General features: G+C 49.2%; 21 protein-coding genes, 1 tRNA gene and 1 riboswitch. Of the genes, 5 read left to right on the forward strand and 17 right to left on the reverse strand.

Features of this window, described 5'->3' with window-relative positions; all coding sequences use genetic code 11:
- Positions 1-161: 161 nt before the first annotated feature.
- The 6 genes from queF to BLS58_RS10425 form a co-directional block, all read right to left on the reverse strand.
- Entirely contained in the window at positions 162-650 is a 489-nt protein-coding gene (queF, locus tag BLS58_RS10400; protein ID WP_090398652.1) for a preQ(1) synthase, read from the reverse strand.
- A 12-nt stretch (positions 651-662) separates the two neighbouring features.
- Complete coding sequence (queE, locus tag BLS58_RS10405) at positions 663-1,385, reverse strand: 7-carboxy-7-deazaguanine synthase QueE (RefSeq protein ID WP_090398655.1); 723 nt, start codon at positions 1,383-1,385, stop codon at positions 663-665.
- On the reverse strand, positions 1,382-1,807 hold the full coding sequence (gene queD / locus BLS58_RS10410) for a 6-carboxytetrahydropterin synthase QueD (protein ID WP_090398657.1): 426 nt from the start codon (positions 1,805-1,807) through the stop codon (positions 1,382-1,384). Before queD ends, queE begins: the two co-directional genes overlap by 4 nt.
- Entirely contained in the window at positions 1,807-2,469 is a 663-nt protein-coding gene (gene queC, locus BLS58_RS10415) for a 7-cyano-7-deazaguanine synthase QueC (protein ID WP_090398659.1), read from the reverse strand. Before queC ends, queD begins: the two co-directional genes overlap by 1 nt.
- Before the next feature lie 25 nt (positions 2,470-2,494).
- Positions 2,495-2,881: a hypothetical protein gene (locus BLS58_RS10420; RefSeq protein ID WP_090398661.1), complete on the reverse strand. Its 387-nt coding sequence runs from the start codon at positions 2,879-2,881 to the stop codon at positions 2,495-2,497.
- A 67-nt stretch (positions 2,882-2,948) separates the two neighbouring features.
- Positions 2,949-3,521, reverse strand: coding sequence for an LOG family protein (locus BLS58_RS10425; protein ID WP_090398663.1), 573 nt, complete (start codon positions 3,519-3,521; stop codon positions 2,949-2,951).
- A 117-nt stretch (positions 3,522-3,638) separates the two neighbouring features.
- Between BLS58_RS10425 and BLS58_RS10430 the strand changes: the two genes are divergently transcribed.
- The 3 genes from BLS58_RS10430 to csaA all read left to right on the forward strand — a co-directional run bounded on the left by BLS58_RS10430 (position 3,639) and on the right by csaA (position 4,991).
- Positions 3,639-4,424: a class I SAM-dependent methyltransferase gene (locus tag BLS58_RS10430; RefSeq protein ID WP_218126209.1), complete on the forward strand. Its 786-nt coding sequence runs from the start codon at positions 3,639-3,641 to the stop codon at positions 4,422-4,424.
- Positions 4,425-4,504: 80 nt separating this feature from the next.
- Positions 4,505-4,580: transfer RNA gene (locus tag BLS58_RS10435), tRNA-Ala, on the forward strand.
- 78 nt (positions 4,581-4,658) lie between these two features.
- Entirely contained in the window at positions 4,659-4,991 is a 333-nt protein-coding gene (csaA, locus tag BLS58_RS10440) for a chaperone CsaA (RefSeq protein WP_090398814.1), read from the forward strand.
- Positions 4,992-5,253: 262 nt separating this feature from the next.
- On the opposite strand, the gene BLS58_RS10445 is transcribed toward csaA, so the two are convergent.
- The 9 genes from BLS58_RS10445 to BLS58_RS10485 all read right to left on the reverse strand — a co-directional run bounded on the left by BLS58_RS10445 (position 5,254) and on the right by BLS58_RS10485 (position 16,256).
- Positions 5,254-5,658 carry a hypothetical protein gene (locus tag BLS58_RS10445; RefSeq protein ID WP_090398667.1) on the reverse strand — a complete coding sequence of 135 codons (405 nt, stop codon included), beginning with the start codon at positions 5,656-5,658 and terminating at the stop codon, positions 5,254-5,256.
- An 84-nt stretch (positions 5,659-5,742) separates the two neighbouring features.
- The gene (locus BLS58_RS10450; RefSeq protein WP_090398669.1) at positions 5,743-7,050 is read right to left on the reverse strand and encodes an NCS2 family permease; all 1,308 of its coding nucleotides are present in this window, start codon (positions 7,048-7,050) and stop codon (positions 5,743-5,745) included.
- Between the two features lie 59 nt (positions 7,051-7,109).
- Positions 7,110-7,211: riboswitch (purine riboswitch) on the reverse strand.
- Between the two features lie 39 nt (positions 7,212-7,250).
- A complete protein-coding gene (locus tag BLS58_RS10455) occupies positions 7,251-7,943 on the reverse strand; it encodes a DsbA family oxidoreductase (protein WP_090398672.1) in 693 nt (230 codons plus the stop codon).
- A 19-nt stretch (positions 7,944-7,962) separates the two neighbouring features.
- Positions 7,963-9,504: a glutamine-hydrolyzing GMP synthase gene (gene guaA / locus BLS58_RS10460; protein WP_090398674.1), complete on the reverse strand. Its 1,542-nt coding sequence runs from the start codon at positions 9,502-9,504 to the stop codon at positions 7,963-7,965.
- 61 nt (positions 9,505-9,565) lie between these two features.
- Positions 9,566-11,740 carry a transglutaminase domain-containing protein gene (locus BLS58_RS10465; RefSeq protein WP_090398676.1) on the reverse strand — a complete coding sequence of 725 codons (2,175 nt, stop codon included), beginning with the start codon at positions 11,738-11,740 and terminating at the stop codon, positions 9,566-9,568.
- 53 nt (positions 11,741-11,793) lie between these two features.
- Positions 11,794-12,945 (reverse strand): DUF58 domain-containing protein, encoded by a 1,152-nt coding sequence (locus BLS58_RS10470; protein ID WP_090398678.1) that lies wholly within the window; start codon positions 12,943-12,945, stop codon positions 11,794-11,796.
- Positions 12,942-13,898, reverse strand: a complete 957-nt coding sequence (locus tag BLS58_RS10475; protein ID WP_090398680.1) for an AAA family ATPase — start codon at positions 13,896-13,898, stop codon at positions 12,942-12,944. The genes BLS58_RS10470 and BLS58_RS10475 overlap by 4 nt, the downstream gene beginning before the upstream one ends.
- Positions 13,899-14,058: 160 nt before the next feature.
- A complete protein-coding gene (lhgO, locus tag BLS58_RS10480; protein ID WP_090398682.1) occupies positions 14,059-15,240 on the reverse strand; it encodes an L-2-hydroxyglutarate oxidase in 1,182 nt (393 codons plus the stop codon).
- A gap of 11 nt (positions 15,241-15,251) precedes the next feature.
- The gene (locus BLS58_RS10485) at positions 15,252-16,256 is read right to left on the reverse strand and encodes a zinc-binding alcohol dehydrogenase family protein (RefSeq protein ID WP_245723136.1); all 1,005 of its coding nucleotides are present in this window, start codon (positions 16,254-16,256) and stop codon (positions 15,252-15,254) included.
- A 151-nt stretch (positions 16,257-16,407) separates the two neighbouring features.
- Here BLS58_RS10485 and BLS58_RS10490 point away from each other — a divergent pair, with 151 nt between their 5' ends.
- Both BLS58_RS10490 and BLS58_RS18175 read left to right on the forward strand, forming a co-directional pair.
- Positions 16,408-17,547 (forward strand): MFS transporter, encoded by a 1,140-nt coding sequence (locus tag BLS58_RS10490; protein WP_090398686.1) that lies wholly within the window; start codon positions 16,408-16,410, stop codon positions 17,545-17,547.
- Between the two features lie 57 nt (positions 17,548-17,604).
- Positions 17,605-17,739 carry a hypothetical protein gene (locus BLS58_RS18175; RefSeq protein WP_281241004.1) on the forward strand — a complete coding sequence of 45 codons (135 nt, stop codon included), beginning with the start codon at positions 17,605-17,607 and terminating at the stop codon, positions 17,737-17,739.
- Between the two features lie 59 nt (positions 17,740-17,798).
- On the opposite strand, the gene eutH is transcribed toward BLS58_RS18175, so the two are convergent.
- Positions 17,799-18,869 (reverse strand): ethanolamine utilization protein EutH, encoded by a 1,071-nt coding sequence (gene eutH, locus BLS58_RS10495; RefSeq protein ID WP_090398688.1) that lies wholly within the window; start codon positions 18,867-18,869, stop codon positions 17,799-17,801.
- A gap of 114 nt (positions 18,870-18,983) precedes the next feature.
- Positions 18,984-19,211 carry a small acid-soluble spore protein Tlp gene (gene tlp / locus BLS58_RS10500; protein ID WP_090398690.1) on the reverse strand — a complete coding sequence of 76 codons (228 nt, stop codon included), beginning with the start codon at positions 19,209-19,211 and terminating at the stop codon, positions 18,984-18,986.
- Between the last annotated feature and the right edge of the window lie 116 nt (positions 19,212-19,327).

A 19,327-nucleotide genomic window follows, 5' to 3' on the forward strand; every position in this document is an offset into this window, starting at 1 on the left:
AGTGGAGCCGGCCCGAGAGGGATCAGAAAGGCTCGGTGATCCCTCAAAAGACAGTGGAGCCGGCCCGAAAGGGATCAGAAGGGCTCGGTGATCCCCCAAATGCCAGTAGAGCCATACCGAAAGTGAAAAAACAGGCCGGATCTCTCCAGGCCTGCGTCTCATCACCGATTCGTAATCGTTTCCGGATAAAGATCATGGTAGAGCAAGCGTTGCTCTGCCATTTGCTCGTATTTGCTTTCCGGCTTACCATAATTGACATACGGGTCGATCGATATCCCGCCGCGGGGCGTGAATTTGCCCCATACTTCAATATATCTCGGCGCCATTGCCTCGACGAGGTCGTTGACGATAATGTTGATGACATCTTCATGAAAGTCCCCGTGATTGCGAAAGCTGAACAAGTACATTTTCAGCGATTTGCTTTCCACCATTTTCTCGTCGGGGATGTAGCTGATATACAATGTCGCGAAATCCGGTTGCCCCGTAATCGGACAGAGAGTGGTAAATTCCGGGGTGTTGAATTTGACAAAATAATCCCGATAAGGATGTTGATTGTCAAACGTTTCTAGCAATCCGGGGTCGTATTCAAAGTTGTACTGCGTTCCTTCATTTCCGAGCTGCGTTAACTCGGCGTGGTTTTCTTCTGTCATTTGAATGCTCCTTCAAACGCCTTGTTTATTTCCCCATAACAGGGCATGAATTTGCGGCAACACGCGCACGCGATTGAGTTCGGGGTCTGCCATCACCCGGTCTACGAGCCATTCATACTTCTCCAGCAAATGATCGCGGAGCCGGGCAGGATCTTGATTGTCCAGGTCATCATTTCCAACTTGCAAATACAAAGGCACGTCCGGGTAACGCCCGTGTACCTGCTTCGCATATACCAAATCTTCTTCGTCAAAAATCACGATTTTCAGGTTATGATTCCCGTCCCGGCGCGCGGATAACCGCATCATGAATGTATCGAGTCGTGACCAGTCCGTTGTCATCTCCGAGCTCGGCGGTTTCGGAGAAATCGTGACATCGTCCACATTCAGCAGCCAGTCTTGCCAAAAAGACCCTTGCGTCTCCACCGCCGATGCAATACCTTTTTCCTGAAAACGTTCAATCAGCTCAGCAATGCCGACATGAAGCGCCGGATTCCCCCCGGAGATCGTCACATGCGAAAAACGACCGCCGCCGGTCTGCTCAAGCTTGGCCATAATGTCATCCGCCGTCATCGGCGTTGCTTTCTGGCTTCCATCCCATGTAAACGCCGAATCACACCATGCGCAGCGATAATCACAGCCACCGGTGCGAACGAACATCGTTTTCTGGCCGGCGACCATCCCTTCCCCCTGAATTGTAGGACCAAAAATTTCTAAAACTGGAATTTTGCTACTCATCGATGGTCGCCTCGCTTCGGACGATAAATCGCATAACTCGTCGGCGTCTCGCGGACGAGCACTTGCAAGCAATACGGACGGTTTTCCCGGGCAGCCAATCGTTCGTCCACTTGCTCCCAGAACACGCGCGCCACCACTTCTGTCGTCGGCAAACCTTCTGCAAACCGGGGGTGGTCGTTCAAAAGCGTGTGATCATAGGCGCCGTGAATCTCATCCTTCAACGTCTTAAAATCGACGAGGAATCCGGCATCATCAAGTGCGTCCCCCGCGATCGTAATATTTATAAAATACGTGTGGCCGTGCGTATCCCTGCAACGGCCTGCGTCTTGATGGTCAATAAAATGGGCCGCCGCCATCTGCATGTCTTTATTCAATTCATAACGATAATCATGAAAGACTTGCGGATAAAATTGTTGCAGCATTAAGCATCCCTGTCCTTGCTGGTTAAATATGTCTCAAGCCCTTGTCTACGCAATTGACACGCCGGGCATTCACCGCAGCCAGCGCCGATCACTCCATGATAACATGTGAGCGTGCGTTCCCGGACATATTTTAACTGCCCCAAATCATCAGCCAATCTCCACGTCTCAGCTTTATCCAGCCACATAAGGGGCGTGTGCAGTACGAAGGTGTCATCCATCGACAAATTCAGCGTGACGTTCAACGACTTCACGAACCCGTCCCTACAATCCGGATAGCCACTATAATCCGTCTCGCACACACCGGTCACGATATGATACGCACCGCGCTGCTCGCCAAAAATCGAGGCAAAAGAAAGAAACAGCAAATTACGCCCGGGCACGAACGTACTCGGCAATTCCCCGTCCTCGCCTTCGCTTACTTCGATATCGTCGCGTGTGAGCGCATTCGGCGCCAATTGATTGAGCAAGCTCATGTCGAGCACCGTATGTTCCACGCCGACATCATGTGCGATCTCACGAGCCACCTCTATTTCTTTATCGTGGCGTTGCCCATACGCAAATGTAACCGCGTATACTTTTTCAAAACGTTCCAACGCCCAAAATAAACAAGTCGTGCTGTCTTGTCCACCGCTGAATACGACAACGGCGCTCCCTTGTTTCATGACCGAAATCCTCCTTCGGTTTTATCTATTGAATATCGTAATTTTCATAAACGACGGCGAATGTCCGCCTATCTTCCAACGGCGTCACTTGCTCCACCGTACGATGGTCCTGTTCGACCTGAATTAAATAATACCCTTCTCCATTGTAGGCGAGGTAGAAATACGGATTCCCTCCCCAGCTATAGTTTGATCCACTGCCAATATATTCATATAAAAATGTGTGCCAGTCCGTTTCCGCTTGAATATTCGACTCAAGCGCCTGTCCCTGGCTTATATCGCCCATATAATTCAAGGAAAAAAAGATCGTCACCACGATAATAGAAAAAAAGATTCCAAATGTATAGAACTTGCGTTTTAATCTTTTACGGTGAATCTCCTTGATCGTTTTCACCCGCATAGATCCTTCTTCCACAGCGATCATCCTCCTGGATTGCGAGAGTATCCCTTCTAATAGCAAATCTATGAAGGATGATCAGTCGTTATTCTTCCCATTTGGACCGCAGCTGTGGACGTTGATAGGACGCCATTTTTTCTAGTAGCTTTCGTGGTGAGGCATCGACATTGAGCAATTCCAGATTATCTTTCTGGGAAAAACCTTCTTGAACACTATGTTCAATCATTTTCATAAGCGGCCGGAAATAGTTTTCTATATTTAAAAGGCCGATAGGCTTTTCATGAATGCCGATTTGCGCCCAGCTATAAATTTCAAACAATTCTTCAAACGTGCCGGCGCCTCCGGGTAACGCGATAAAACCATCGGAGAGATCACTCATTTTTGCTTTGCGCTCATGCATGCCCCCAACCTCAACGAGAGATGTTAATGAGCGGTGCACCACTTCGCCACGAAATAACCCCTCCGGCATGACACCGATGACTTCACCCCGGGCACTGAGCATCTCTTCAGCCACCTCACCCATCAAGCCGACACGGGAACCGCCGTAAACGAGGCGGATATTCTTTTCTATAAACAGTTGTCCCAGTTGCTGAGCTGCATGAGCATAAGCTTCTTGCTTTCCGGGACTTGAACCGGCGAATACACAAATCGTGTTCATTGTCAATGCCCTCGCTTAGAAATTTATGCGTTCAAAAAGTTGATTTTTTAACACACATCCTGTACCTTCATTATAATAAAGATACCATATCATCGCTTTTGAAAGGAGTGTATGAGTTTGACAGAACAACAGCAAGTGGCGGCCAAAATATGGGACCCCACCCTTTATGACAATACAGCCCAATATGTTCTCCACTACGGGGAAGATGTATTAAAATGGCTAGCCGCAAAAGAAGGCGAGCACATTATTGATCTGGGCTGCGGGACCGGACAGCTTACTTCGCGAATTGCAGAGTCCGGTGCCAAAGTGACCGGCATCGACCATTCAAAAGCGATGATCGAAGAAGCAAAAAAACAATTCCCGGCTATGACTTTCATTGAAGCCGACGGCACGGATTTTCAAGTGGACACCCCTGTTGATGCCGTCTTTTCAAATGCGGCTCTTCATTGGATGACCGATCCGCAAAGCGTTATTGCTTCCGTGTCCAAAGCGCTGAAACCGGGAGGAAGGTTCGTCGGCGAAATGGGCGCCAAAGAAAATATCGCCACCATTATCGCCGCGATTAATATGGCCTTCGTCGAAATCGGACAGGAGCCGATGCCCGACATATTTCCATGGTACTTCCCAAGTTTAGCAGAATACGCTACGTTACTCGAAAAAAATGGCTTCACAGTTGAACAAGCCGCACAATTTCAACGCCCGACTCCATTGAATAACGGTCCGGAAGGCCTTAAGTCCTGGATGAAAAACTTCGCTGACCCCTTATTGGATCCACTAAGCGAAGAAGACCGGGAATTTGTGCTTGAACGCACGATTACTTTCGCCGAACCCGCCCTTGTCGATGACGATACCTGGTTCGCCGATTATGTCAGGCTACGGTTTGTAGCGGTGAAGGAAGATTAAAAAGAATCGACAAAATCTCCATTCCTTCTTGACGCTCGTCAGCGATTCCTGTTATATTATGAATTGTTGCCGATAGGATTGGGGCCATAGCTCAGTAGGGAGAGCGTCGCGCTGGCAGCGCGAAGGTCAGGGGTTCGAGCCCCCTTGGCTCCACCATTTACATAACCGCGTGAACCCACGCAGTTCCTCAATCGGGGGGGCTGCGTTAATTTTTTTATGGAAAGGATGATCACTATCGCAACCATCGAGGATTTCACGAAATTGGACATCCGCATCGGCACCGTTTTAAAGGCAGAACATCTCACCGGCGCGAAGGTTCCCGCTATCACCCTTGAGATCGATTTCGGGGAAGAGATAGGCGTCAAGGCATCGAGCGCACAGATTACAAACCGTTACGAACCTGATCAACTCATCGGCGAACAAGTCGTAGCCGTCGTCAACTTCCCCCCGCGTAAAATTGCCGGTTTCACATCGGAAGTCCTCGTTATCGGCGGCGTTCCGGAAAAAGAAGATGTCGTTTTGCTCAAACCGGATATGCCGTTGCCGAATGGGACGAGTGTTTCCTAATGTTGGTCGTTCTATGGACGATTATTACGGACAATTTTTGCAGCTTTCCCTCTCGATTTGTCCAAAATAAACCCTCTTTCGGACATTTTTTGCCAAGCGACGCTGGGTGTGTCCGAATGAGCCTATCATTCGGAAAATTTTTGCTGATCAGCCCCTTCTTTTGTCCGAATGGACGACTTTCTAACAGTTTTGAAGGTTATTCGAGGTCATCATTGGGCTGTTTCTCCTCCAGACAGGTAAAATCCCGGGCTTGCCTTGATAATCATGGCAAGGGAACCGTAAAGCTTTGCTTCAAAATTCGGCCATCGGCCTCCTCTTGCCAGAGGATCAATACCTCAATGTCTTCGACACGATCATGAACGGGGAGAGGGCTGAAATTCAGAAATTCCGCCCTCTCGAGCGTATCTTGTTCATCCATGGTCAATCCGTAATCATGCATTTTTCCGTCTTCCTTGCGAAACGTATGCACCGTAACGTTTTCTTTGTTACCCCCTGTATTCTCAAGTTTTAAAGCGTACATATCCGTTTGGCCCGGTTGGCAGAGATTATCAGCAAACTCAGGCACATCAATGTTCAAACGCCATTCGCCAGATTCCAAATCCATTGGCAGTTCGGGGGATAAAAATACGATCATAAACGATATAACAAAAAATATCTGCCGCACCATGATGAACCTCTCTCTCCGGGTTTTTTGGCAACTAAGGCTTTCGCCAGGTTGGCGATAAGCCAAGTTTTCTTTATACTTTTACCTTCACAGGAAGAATATATACCCGGCAAATACGAAGAAAAGCACGTACATAATCGGATGAACGCTTTTGCCTTCCCCTTTTAATAGCATGGTGATCGGATAAAACATAAAGCCAAGTGCAATGCCGTTCGCGATGCTGTACGTCAGCGGCATCGCCACGACGGTAAGAAAACTCGGCAGCGCGATTTCCAGTTTGTCCCACTCGATCAATCTCAGAGCCGAAGCCATCAGTACGCCAACGATGATCAACGCAGCTGCTGTCACAGCTTCCGTTACGACGGCAAGTAACGGGGAGAAAAAAAGCGAGACGAGAAACAAAACGGCGGTCACGAGCGAGGTGAATCCCGTTCGCCCGCCGGCGGCCACTCCGGAGGTTGATTCAACGAAAGCGGTCGTCGTTGACGTCCCTAAAACCGCGCCGACAGACGTCGCAGAGGCATCCGATAAGAGCGCACGACCGGCGTTGGGCAGCCGGTTATTTTTCACAAAACCTGCCTGGGTGGCTACCGCGTAAAGAGTTCCTGCCGTGTCGAAAAAATCGACGAATAAAAAGGTTAGAATAACGACAATTAATTGCATAGTTAGCGCCGCCGTCCATTCCACTTCCATTAATCCCGTAAACGCCGCACCGAATGTCGGCGCGAGGCTTGGAATGGTATCGACGATGGCTGAAGGCATGTCCACCAAGCCGGTGATGATCCCCGCAACAGCTGTTAGGATTATACCATAAAATATACCGCCGCGAGCTCCCAGCACCAAAAAGATCGTCGTCACGACAAGGCCAAACACGGCCAGCAACGTCGTCGGAGACGTCATATTCCCGAGCGTGACATAAGTGGATTCATCAGGGACAACGATCCCCGCGTTCTGCATGCCGATAAACGCGATATACAGCCCGATCCCGCTCGCCGCGGCATATTTAAGCTCCGCCGGGATGGCGTTAATAATCACTTCCCGGATTTTAAAAAGGGTGATAAGAATCATAATAATTCCGGACATAAAAACGCCAAAGAGCGCTATCTCCCAGTCAATCCCCATACCTATGACGACGGTATAAGCGAAAAAAGCGTTCAATCCCATCCCGGGAGCCAAAGCGATGGGATATTTCCCCCATAAGGCCATGACCGCTGTACCGATGGCAGCCGCGATCGCGGTAGCCGAGAAGACCGCGTTCATGTCCATGCCCGCGTCACTGAGAATTTGCGGATTTACGAAAAGGATATAGGCCATGGCCAAAAACGTCGTGAGCCCGGCAAGGGTTTCTGTGCGATAATTCGTGTTTCGTTCTTCGAAACGAAAATAATTTTTCAACGTTAAGCCTCCTCTGCGAAACTAAAAAACGGCCGTTGCCCATAGGCGAAACGACCGAGAGATATACATCTATCGATCATAGGCGGAACATTTACGGTGTTCCGGTAGAGACTCGTGAGCCATATTCCCACGATTATATGAAGCATTTATTTTTGACGAATATCATTTTACGATGCCGGCAGATCCGTGTCAATTACGCCTTAACACGTTTCATCCGTACAACTTTCTCCTTGGCTGACAATATTAACCTTGTTTTCACTTTCTTCTTCGTGAACTTTCTCCATGACTTCGAGAAAAGCTTTTGGTGGCTGCGCGCCGGATACTGCGTATTTGCGGTTAAAGACGAAAAACGGTACGCCTTGAACGCCGATGTCTGCCCCTTCCTGCATCTCTTCCCGCACAATATCTTCATACCGATCACTTTCCAACATGGCACGGGCAGCTTCTCCATCGAGCCCGACTTCTTCTGCAAGCGCAGCGAGTGTATCGTGATCGCCGACGTGTTTTCCTTCTGTGAAGTACGCCTTTAACAACCGTTCCATCATCGCTTCCATCTTGCCTGCTTCCCTGGCAAAATGGCTAAGACGGTGAGCATCCTTCGTATTTGTCAGTACGGATGATTCAAGCTGATAGTCCAAGCCGACCTCTTTTGCCTGTTCAGTGACCTGTTGATTCATTTCTTCAGCCTTTTGCAGAGACATACCGTACTTGTCCGCAAGCATTTCCGCGGTCGATTGCGATTGTTCTTTTTCCGCGTAAGGATCCAGCTGAAAACTTTTAAACGTTACATCGACCTCATCCCGGTGTGGAAATTGTTGCAGACCGTCCTCGAATTTTCTTTTTCCGATATAGCAAAACGGACAGGCGATGTCCGACCAGATTTCGACGTTCATTTCTTTTGTCCCCCTTTAATTATTCCCATTCAATCGTGGATGGCGGTTTGGAGGTGATATCATACACGACACGGTTCACCTGGGGCACTTCGTTGACGATCCGCGTCGAGATCGCCTCCAGTACTTCATGGGGAATGCGTGCCCAGTCTGAGGTCATACCATCCGTCGACGTGACCGCGCGGACACCGACGGTGTAATCATAAGTGCGGGTATCTCCCATCACCCCCACGCTTCGCATATCGGGCAAGGCGGTAAAAAATTGCCATATATCCTTGTCCAGTCCGGCTTTTTCCAGCACATCATGCAGCACGGCATCTGACTCGCGTACGATCTCAAGCTTTTCCGGTGTGATTTCTCCAAGCACCCGTATGCCAAGACCGGGACCCGGGAACGGCTGCCGCCACACAAAGCTTTCCGGCAAGCCCAGCTCAGTGCCTAACGCGCGCACCTCATCCTTAAACAGCGTGTTCAATGGTTCAATTAAATCCAGTTTCATATCCTCGGGAAGACCACCCACATTATGGTGGGATTTGATCGTCTCCGCTGTTGCCGTTCCGCTTTCAATCACATCCGTATATAACGTTCCCTGCGCGAGAAAGTCCATATTTTCCAGCTTCGAGGACTCCTCTTCAAACATATAGATAAATTGATTGCCGATGATCTTACGTTTTTGTTCCGGGTCGGAGACGCCTTGCAATTTCGCTAAAAAGCGTTCGGAGGCATCGATTTTCATAACGTTAATATCGAATTCACCCTCGAACATTTCCATCACACGCGTGCCTTCATCTTTACGCAACAAGCCGTGATCGATAAAAATACAGGTGAGCTGATCCCCGATGGCCCGATGCACGAGCATCGCGGTGACCGAGGAGTCGACCCCGCCGCTCAGGGCACAGAGCACGTGGCGATTCCCTACGTTCTCACGAATTTTTTCCACCTCATGATCAATGAAATTCTCCATCGTCCATTCGCCCCGGCAGCGACAGATGTCATATACGAAATTATGAAGCATGTCGTCGCCATGAACCGTATGACGTACCTCCGGATGAAATTGTACGCCATAAAGGTTCATCTCTTCGTTGCTCATCGCCGCGACCGGGGTCATCGGATTGGTGGCATCGGTCTGAAAGCCGCGCGGAGGCGCGGTGATCAAATCGCCATGACTCATCCAGACCGATTGCTCGCTCGCCAACCCTTGAAATAACTTCGCGGATTCGCTCACCTCAAGCACCGCTTTCCCATATTCACGATAATCCGCGGCCTCGACATTACCACCGAAATGATGGGTGAGCAATTGCATGCCGTAACAGATGCCGAGAATGGGCACGTCGAGATCATAAAGGGCAGGATCGCAGTTTGGGGCTCCTTCGACGTAGGCACTGCCGGGCCCGCCTGAGAATATGATCCCTTTAAGGTTGAGCGCGCCTAACTCTTCGGCGCTTACAGTGTGAGGGTAGAGTTCACTATAGACACCCAAATCACGAATGCGACGCGTGATTAATTGATTGTATTGTCCGCCAAAGTCAAGGACGGCAATCGTTTCATTGATTTCTTTATCCATGGGACGGCACCTCGAATTTTTATAATAACGGTGATTATTTTACAGTCCTCGCCAGAGCCGGTCAATGATCTGATATCTTCTCGATCAACTGCAACCATCGTTCTTCTGTATCGGTTGGCAACTGTGGAAGCTCCTGATTTCCGTAATAATATTCTTCATAAAGCGCGGTTAAAGACGACATATTTTTCGTGTCAAAGCGATCATCGACACGCTTGGCAAATTCCCGTGGCGTTTCGTGCCCGGCTCTTTTCAAACCGATCCAGCCAAGATACCAAAGCAATGCTTCGTAGGCGCGCGCGAACACCGATCCGCTCGTCATGCCCCGGTAGCGCCTTTGCATCCACTTCCTTATAAGTTTGCCACGGAAGACAAAAGTAATCACTCCGGCCAGAAATAATCCGGCCCCCATGCCCCCGAGCAAGCCTAAAGGAAATTCACCCTCATCTTCATCGCTCGCTTGTGCCCCAGCATCCGTTTCTTCATCGCTTTCCTCTTCTTCAGGCATCATGTCGTCCATGTCTTGTTCGAATTCCTGCTCTAACTCTTCTTCGTCTATGTCATCCCCTTCGACATCTGCCATAGCAAAGTCCGTTTCATTCGAGAAGCCCGGCGTCGGTTCAAACGGGACCCAACCGACGTCAGGAAAATAAACTTCGGCCCAAGAATGGGCATTTTCATTGGTCACTTCATATTCGCTGTAACCATCATCCTCTACTGCTACTTCTTCCCCGGAGGTAAAACCTTTCACCCAGCGGGCGGGGATATCAACAGAACGCAACATGACAACCATCGCCGTGGAGAAGTTATCGCAGTAACCGATTTGTGTCTCAAACAAAAACTGATCCACATAATCCTGGCCCTCTTCAGGAACAGGCACATCGCTCGTTTCGTATTCAAAGTCGGGGCCGGTGAGGTAGCTTTCAATCGCGCGCGCTCGGTCGTAGCGGTTATCTTCTCCATCCACCACGTCTTCAGCAAGCTCCCCGACCCTGTCCGGCAATTCCTCCGGCAGTTGCAGATGCCTATCGGTGATCGCTTCCGGGTCACTATGCCCATCATCCTCATGGTCCACTTCCTGCATACGTTCAATCGGGAACTCGGGATTGTCATACGTGAGCGTCAATGCCAGCGTATCCTCAACGTCCTCCCCGCCCCAAAATTCGGCGCGCCCATTTTCATCATTAATGAAAATGGAATGCTCTTCATCCAGATCGGCACTCGCGTCCTGTAGCGCTCCTTGACTAAACAATACATCTCCTTCACCCGAAAGGGGCTCATGAAAGGAAACATCCGCTTCAAGTGTTTCTGTTTCGGTCGCCTCTTCGTATAATGCCGCTTGTCCTTCGAGTTGCTCGGTCATCTCCGGACCAACGTCAGGCTCTTCAACATCTCTCCAACCGTGGCCGGTATATTCGTGTTTCGATTCTCCTCGCCAGTAATCGGACGTCTCTGATCTGGCCGTAAACACTTCGACATCATCCATAACAAACCCGCCGCCGAGCCGTTCATCATTTTCGCCATAGCCAATTCTACGTGTCTGTTCGCCTTCCCCCCACCCCGTCGTGTCAATCCCTGTGGCTTCCTCGACATAAGGGAGCGGGTCCGGCCATTGCTGGGCATACTTGGGGGCTTGCCAACCGACGAGGACGGCCAGGGCCATAACCGTCAGGGCAACGGCCAAAAAACGCCCCCAATGCCCCGCCCGTACATTCGGATAGCGCAGATTCATCTTCGAAAGATAGATACAGGCAAACAGCAAAAAGCCAAAAATGAACAAGCGAATAACGGCCAGCGAACCGTCATAAGCCGTAAATACGTCGAGAATCCCGATATATACGACACTCGCTATGATAAAAAAAAGAATCTGCTGGGCGATAACGACCCAGTAATAAGTGAGATAACTGACCATCGCCAACAATATAAAGAGTAACAAACTCCGGTAAAACTCACTTAACTGTAGCCACTCTCCGCTAAACACACGGCCACTCTGCTCCCATACTTCCGTTATAAACAATGACCACCACCCGAAAGACAAATACGTTTCCTCTATAAAAATATAATCAAGGCTAAATGTAATCATAATGGCAAAAATGAGGAAGCGAATGAGCCAATGCATAGGGATCGCGATGATGATAAAGAAAATCGCGGTGACAAACAGAAATAACGGCATAAAAGCCGTGTCACTCATATACGGTAATGGATACAACCATTCTGCAACCACTAAAAAGGCAAGCATATAAGCGATTCCATACTGGGGATGTTTTAAAAAAGAGGTTGATTGTGAAATGACTATCGCCTCCTTCCTCTTTTGGTCGGCATCGCAATCGTTTTGACCCTCATTTGTTTCAAGGGGAGCTGTGCGGTCTCCCGGTCGCTGTACAAAACAAATAACTCGTGTCTTTGTTGCATCTGCCTGATTTCTTTCATAGCGGAATCACTCATCTCGGGAATCATATAGATAACGCTCGGCAAGAAACGAAACGATGTAGGGAATGGGTCCCGCTCATCTGTTGATGAAGGTTCCACCCTTGCCAACGCGTTCATGACTTTCCGCACGTGCGTACGATCATTGCCCGCTGAGAGAACCGTCATTCCCGTTCCCAGGCATGCAAAATTGACCGGGGACTGTTGTTCATGGATGTTATGGACGGCTGCAGCCGCCCATTCTACGGCCTCTTCAAATGCCTGGCGATCATTCACCCGCCCGTCGAGCAAAATCGTGAAGCCCTCGCCCTCTTCCGTATCAAATTCTTTCGTTGCCAGCCTTCCGAGACGGGCAGACACTTTCCAGTCAATGCTCGTTAGACGGTCGCCGGCTTCGTATTCGCGGACACTCGAAAAATTTTGCGTTTCCTCGTGACTGAAGCGTTGAACACCGGCACGATCGGTTGTCGATTTTTTGCTACGAATATTCTGTAGCTTGAATGGCAACTTTGTAATGCGCGGGTAGACGAGCACCTCACTTTTGACCGGCAATTTTCTCTCTCTTTTCCAAAAGCCAAAAGGGTCTCCGGTTTCCACGTTTACGTGCTCATATGTGTACGAGCCGCGTTTTTCAGCTTTTATGAGATAGCTATATTCTATTTGTTTCGAAAACAACATCAAAAAGAACGCGCCCGGGTGACTCTCGATTTGTAACCCCGATGGCACCCGGTCGCGAACGCCCAAAAACAAAAGCGGCCACCAACTCTTTTTAGATATGTTTACATAGACTTTTGTCGTCTCCCCGTGAGCCAATTGACGATTCGCCATCACACGTTCGACATTTAAAAACCGAAGGGGGAAAACGATAAAAAGCAGGCCTACGAATAATAATACGGACACGCTATAGAAGAGAAACCAACTGACAAATCCCCCCTGGACCATGGCATAGGCAAACAGAACCGCGAGCAACAAAAGTACGGCGAAAACGCGTAAGCCCTGCCGCCATCTGATCCTCATTTAACTATATCCTTTCTCGTCGCCGGTACCGATATCCGTGTGAGCATACGCTCGATCAATTTATGCGCTTTTCCTTCAGAACTCAGCAGATCCGTTTCCAGTACAAGCCTGTGCCCCAGTGTATAGGGTGCGAGTAATTTCACATCATCGGGCCGGACATAATGAAAGCCGTTTATATAAGCATACGCCTGGGCAGCGCGCATCAGCGCAATCGATCCCCTCGGGCTCACTCCGAGCTCGATTTCGTCCATATTCCGCGTTTCCCGAACGATGGCGACGATATACTGTTTGACCGCGTCACTGACATAGACGTTCGGCACTTCGGCCTGCATCATCTGTAAATCCTTGACATGGACGACCGCGGGCAATTCGTCAATCGGATGGCCGTGCTCGAGACGTTCCAGCATGTCCACTTCTTCCTCTCGCCCCGGATAGCCAAGCTTGATTCTGAATAAAAAGCGATCCAGTTGGGCCTCGGGAAGCGGGTAGGTCCCGCCGTGTTCAATCGGATTTTGCGTGGCCATCACAAAAAACGGATCAAACAAATCATACGTCTCGCCATCAACGGTTACATTCCCTTCTTCCAGCGCTTCCAAAAGAGCGGACTGGGTTTTCGGCGATGTACGATTGATTTCATCCGCGAGTAAAATATGGCTCATAACCGGCCCTGCCCGGAATTCAAATGTTTTCGTATGTTGGTTGTAAATCGAGATGCCTGTCACATCGGAAGGTAGCAAGTCGGGTGTGAACTGGATCCGTTTAAAGTCTGCTCCCGTTGCACGAGCTATCGCCCTCACGAGCATCGTTTTCCCGACACCCGGAACATCTTCGATCAGCACATGACCACGGGCAAGCAGGGCGGTTAGTGTTAATGTAATCTCTTCCCGCTTGCCGACAACCACTTTTTCAACTGTATCAATAATGTCGCGAATTTTTTCAGCGTAATGACTCAAGTCGCGGTTCCTCCTCCGTTATCAGACCATCCTATTATGATTGTAGCACGAGATAGAGGAGAAACCTATGAAAACAATACGACGGATAAACTTACTCTAAATCATATCGGGATCACATTTGACTATACCTTGCGAAGACTGGAAAAAAGTAAAGATTAACTTATTTCAGTTGGCGAACGATTTCCTTCCCTATTTCAAGCGACGCGGTAGCCGCCGGAGAAGGCGCATTACAGACATGAAGGCTTTTCTTTCCATAAATAAACATAAAATCATCCAAAAGTTGTCCGTCACTGGAGAGGGCCTGCGCCCTTACGCCGGCAGGGGCGGGGACAATATCTTCCGCTTGAACTTGCGGGATCAGCTTTTGCAACCCTTTCACAAATTTTTGCTTGCTGAACGAACGTGTCATCTCGCCCACACCTGTTTTGGCATATTGGCGCGCGATTTTCCAGAAACCTTCATACATAAGGACTTCGGCAGTATCCTTAATGCTCACATCCCGCTTTCGATACCCTTCCCGCTTTAAACCCGGAATCGCGTTTGGCCCGGCTTCTACTTCCCCGTTGACCATGCGCGTAAAATGGACACCGAGAAAGGGAAAATCAGGATTGGGAACGGGATAGATCAAGTTTTGAACAAGGTTCCGCTTCTCCGCCCTTAACTTATAATATTCCCCTCTGAAAGGCACGATCTTAACATCTGTGTGATACCCGGCCAGGCGCGCGATGCGATCACTATGTAGCCCTGCACAGTTAATCATGAACCTTCCTGTAAAAGAACCCTGAGGCGTGTCCACGGTCACTTGTTTCTCATTTTCTGCGATAGCCGTCACTTCCGTGCCTAATTGCAAATGACCGCCGTTCTCCTGAAAGAGCGCCGCGAACTTTTCCGTAACGGTTTTAAAATTGACAATGCCGGCACTCGGCACCTGAATAGCCCCTAAACCGCGCGCGTTTGGTTCCACTTCCGCCAACTCCGCCGGAGTCAGTTTTTTCACGGCCAGACCATTCTGACGTCCGCGTTCATATAACCGTTCCATGGCGGCAACCTCTTCCGGTTCCGTCGCAACGATCACCTTCCCGCATTTTTCATAGTGAATGTCATGCGCTTGACAAAATTCGGTCAACGACTGATTGCCAGCCGTTGCAAATCTCGCCTTGAGGCTCCCGGGCTTATAATAAATCCCCGAATGAATGACGCCGCTGTTATGGCCGGTTTGATGCGCGGCGACTTCCTGTTCTTTTTCTATAAGAAGAACGTTCGCTTTTGGATAACGTTCGTGGATGGCTTTGCTCGTGGCGAGGCCAACGATGCCTCCGCCGATAATGATGTAATCATACATAATCTCTCTCCCTAGAAGTTTTCCAGTACAATTTTTCCTATCATTTTGCCGCTTTCGATTTTTTCATGGGCGTTCCGAAGATTTTCAGCGTTAATAGCGCCGCCATGCTCCGTTAACGTCGTGTGGATTTTCCCCTCGTCCACAAGCTTGCTCACTTCATTCAGTAGACGGTGTTGCTCGATCATATCCTCGGTGCCATACATGGAACGCGTAAACATAAATTCATAAGAAAATGAAGCGCTTTTATTTTTAAGTTGATCGAGATTTTGTTTTTCTTTTGTTTCTACGATCGTCACAATATGGCCTTGGGGCGCTACTGCCTCCGCCATATTTTCCCAATGCTGATCGGTATTGTTGCAACATAGGATGTAATCTACAGGTTCTTCCAATTGCGGCATAAACCGCTCATAATGGTTGATGGTTTTATCCGCGCCGCGGGATTTCGCCCAATCTATAGATTCTTTTCTGGAAGCGGTCCCGATCGTCTCGAGTCCCGATAACTTCGCTATCTGTGTGGCAATCGAGCCTACACCGCCGGCCGCGCCGATGATTAATATGCTATTTCCTTTATTGGCATCCGCTTGCATCGATAAGTGCATGCGCTCGAAGAGGGCTTCCCAGGCTGTTATCGTCGTCAGGGGTAAGGCAGCCGCTTCCACAAAATCCAATTTTTCAGGCTTTTTACCGACAATACGTTCATCGACCAAATGAAACTCGCTATTGCCGCCGGGCCGGGTTACGCTTCCCGCGTAGTAAACTTCATCGCCGACATTGAAAAGTTCTGCTTCATTTCCAACTTCTTCGACGACACCGGCGACATCCCAGCCGAGGATTTTAGGTTCATTCCCTTCAGGATCGCCTCCACGGCGTTGTTTTGTATCCACGGGATTGACGGAAATCGCCTTGACTTTCACGAGTAAGTCTTTCCCTGCCGCTTGCGGCTTTTCCACTTCTACATCCTGTAAACTGTTCTCATCCGTAATCGGCAGACTTTGATAAAATCCAACAGCTTTCATGATCGCACACTCCTGTTCCATCGATATAGGTTCTCTTACGACATACCCGAATCACGATGACACAAAACAAACCGTGGCTGTTGTGATAAACCAAAGCTTGCGTTAAAATAATAAAGTTATCCATTATTTACATTAAAGAAGGTTGAACATCATGAATTTTCGCGTCTTCGTCCTTGCTATATCGGCATTCGTCGTCGGCATGGTTGAATTGATTATCGGCGGTATTTTACCGTTAATCGCTGAGGATTTACAGGTTTCCGTAGGAGCGGCGGGTCAGCTCATTACCGTTTTCGCCCTCGTGTTCGCTGTCTCCGGCCCCGTGCTACTCTCGCTCACATCAAAAATAGAGCGTAAAAGGTTGTACTTATCTTCTCTGGCGGTTTTCTTTTTTGCCAATCTGCTTGCCTACGCAAGTCCGAATTACGAAATGTTGATCGTTGCACGCGTGATCACGGCGATGAGTGCCGCTTTAATTATCGTTTTATCGCTTACGATCGCGCCCAAAATCGTCGAACCCGCTTACCGCTCTCGCAGCATCGGCATTATCACAATGGGTGTCAGTTCAGCGTTAGTGTTGGGTGTACCGATCGGGGTCCTGCTCGGTAATGCCTTTGGATGGCGTATATTGTTTTTATTAATCGCCTTTTTAACATTGATCGCGGGGGTGATCATCTTTTATTTTCTGGAACCGATCACCCCCGGACATGTTACATCACTTCGACAGCAAATCACATCGTTAAAAAGCGGAAAAATCTTCACTGCCCATCTCGTCACGTTACTCATCCTCGCGGGCCATTATATGCTGTATGGCTATTTTGCCCCCTTTCTGGAGACAACTATGCAACTGGAACCGTTTTGGATAAGTGTCGCCTTTTTCGTCTTTGGCATCTCCGCGGTAACCGGTGGCGGTGTAGGGGGCTGGCTCACGGATCGCATCGGGGCAAAACCGACCGTCATTACTTTTATTATCCTGTTCGCGCTTATTCTACTCATCCTGCCGTCAGCCACATCCTTCCCCTTGCTTTTTCCATTCGCTCTCGTGATCTGGGGAATGTTAAGCTGGTCCATCGCCCCGGCCCAGCAAAGTTATCTGATTCAAACGGCACCGGAGACATCGGATATCCAGCAAAGTGTGAACACTTCCGCCTTGCAGTTCGGGATCGCCACCGGATCCGGTCTCGGCGGGGTCGTCGTCCAACAAACGTCGGTCGTCGCCACGTCGTGGGCAGGGAGTGTGCTGGTTTTGCTGGCTCTCGGCTTCGCCCTATATTCCTTCCGAAAACCGGCTTAAAAATAAGCTTGAAAAAAGAATTATTGTTCCCTTATCTATGAAAAGCGTTTTAACCAATTGGAACAATCCGTAAAAGAAATCAACAACATCACAAAAAACATCGAACAAAAGCAAGAGAATCAGGAAGCGGTCATTGATTTATTGTCCCGCCGCTCCATCGATCTTGAGGTGGGCTTGAAAAAAGTACGCTAAGTAAGATAGAGAAGAGGAGATGACAGGTTCTCTCTCTCATTAATCTCCTCTATATTTGTTCAATCTCTTACACTCACAAATGCCAACAACACCGCCGCCAGTCCACCGGCAAGTTTTCCAACCACCATCGCGAATACGTAATTGGCATCGACCCCTGCGACAAACCCGAGGTGTCCGCCTAAGGCAAAGCCCCCGCTGACACAAAACGCAGCCACGATGATTTTCCCGCGGCGATTCATTTCCGAAAACATCGCGAAAGCCGGGATCGTGTGAGCGAGGGCCGCGAGTAAACCGGCGCTGGCTTTTGCATTCATGCCAATGTGTTCACCGACACGACTCAATGGACGCTCCAGCAGCCGGGTCAATACATAGACGAGGGGAAATGCCCCGGCCAAAACAAGCACGATTTGACCGACGATAGTGATCCCTTCCGATAAAGACGCAAGCCCGGGAATGGGCGGGAACGGCGTAAGTGCTTCAACGCCAAGAAGGATGATACCTATAACAGCTATCGCTGTAACCGTTTTTCCTAGATATGTAAAAAGTGTAATCGTTTGCGCTTCATAAAAAAGGAGTCCCGCGCCAATGATGACAGATAAAAACAAAGCAGGCATTAAATTTACGAGCATCATGCCTAGGGAAAAGCCGGCAACGAGGCCGCCAATGACACAGCCTAGAGGCGCGCAAACGAGACCTAGTAAGATGCCTCGTGTGAAACGGGGCACATCTTCTTTTTTCAGCAGGCTGATCGCGACCGGCACCGTAAACGATATGGTCGCCCCATAACTCGTTCCGATGAACACCCAGGCAAACACAGCCGCTGCTTCACTTTCGCCCAACTCAACGGCCAACGCGTGACCGCCCATATCCAGGGCCAGAAACGTGTTGATCAATGCCGCCGGATCAATCCCGAATCTTTCATGGATCGGCTCGCTGACCCATTGAATACCCTCGGCCAAAATGGGCGCGAGAGCCACGATCCCAACGATCACAAGGGCAAGCGGCCCCATCATCCGAAAAGCTTCGAAAAATTTTTCCCCGAGCCCCAGTTTCGACCCCGCGATGTAATCCAGGGCACTTACGATCAGGAAGCACGCCATTATAAATAAGATGACTTGATTAATATCCATTGCTTATGCGGTCCTTAAAATCTGAAAATAATGCATTTATTATAGCATAATGAATCGCATTAAAATAGGCAAGCCACCGTATTAAAACGATCACTTGCCCTGTTTGAAAGGTTTTTAAGAGCGCCGTTGGTCCTGAACCTCATCTTCAATCTCGTCTCGCATGGCCTCAATGCTTTCTTCGCGCCGCTCGTTCTTCTCTTCGATTTGTTGTTTTTCTTCTTCACTCAGTTCTTCGTCGTGAGCTTTTAGGTAATCCTCGGCCTCATTGTGGTTTTGCAGCGTGTGTCCGATATTCCTTTCGATTCTCTCCGGGTTGTCGGAACGGTCGTCCGGTTTTGCCATCATACCTACCTCCTTTGCAATTAGCCGTAGTATGCCACTATAGAAGGAAAATATTCACCTCGACACCAGAGCTTTTTTGGCAGGTAAGAAAGTATAAGCTTTCTTATCCTGCATAA

This window comes from Natribacillus halophilus (assembly GCF_900100185.1).
Taxonomy (GTDB): domain Bacteria; phylum Bacillota; class Bacilli; order Bacillales; family Marinococcaceae; genus Natribacillus; species Natribacillus halophilus.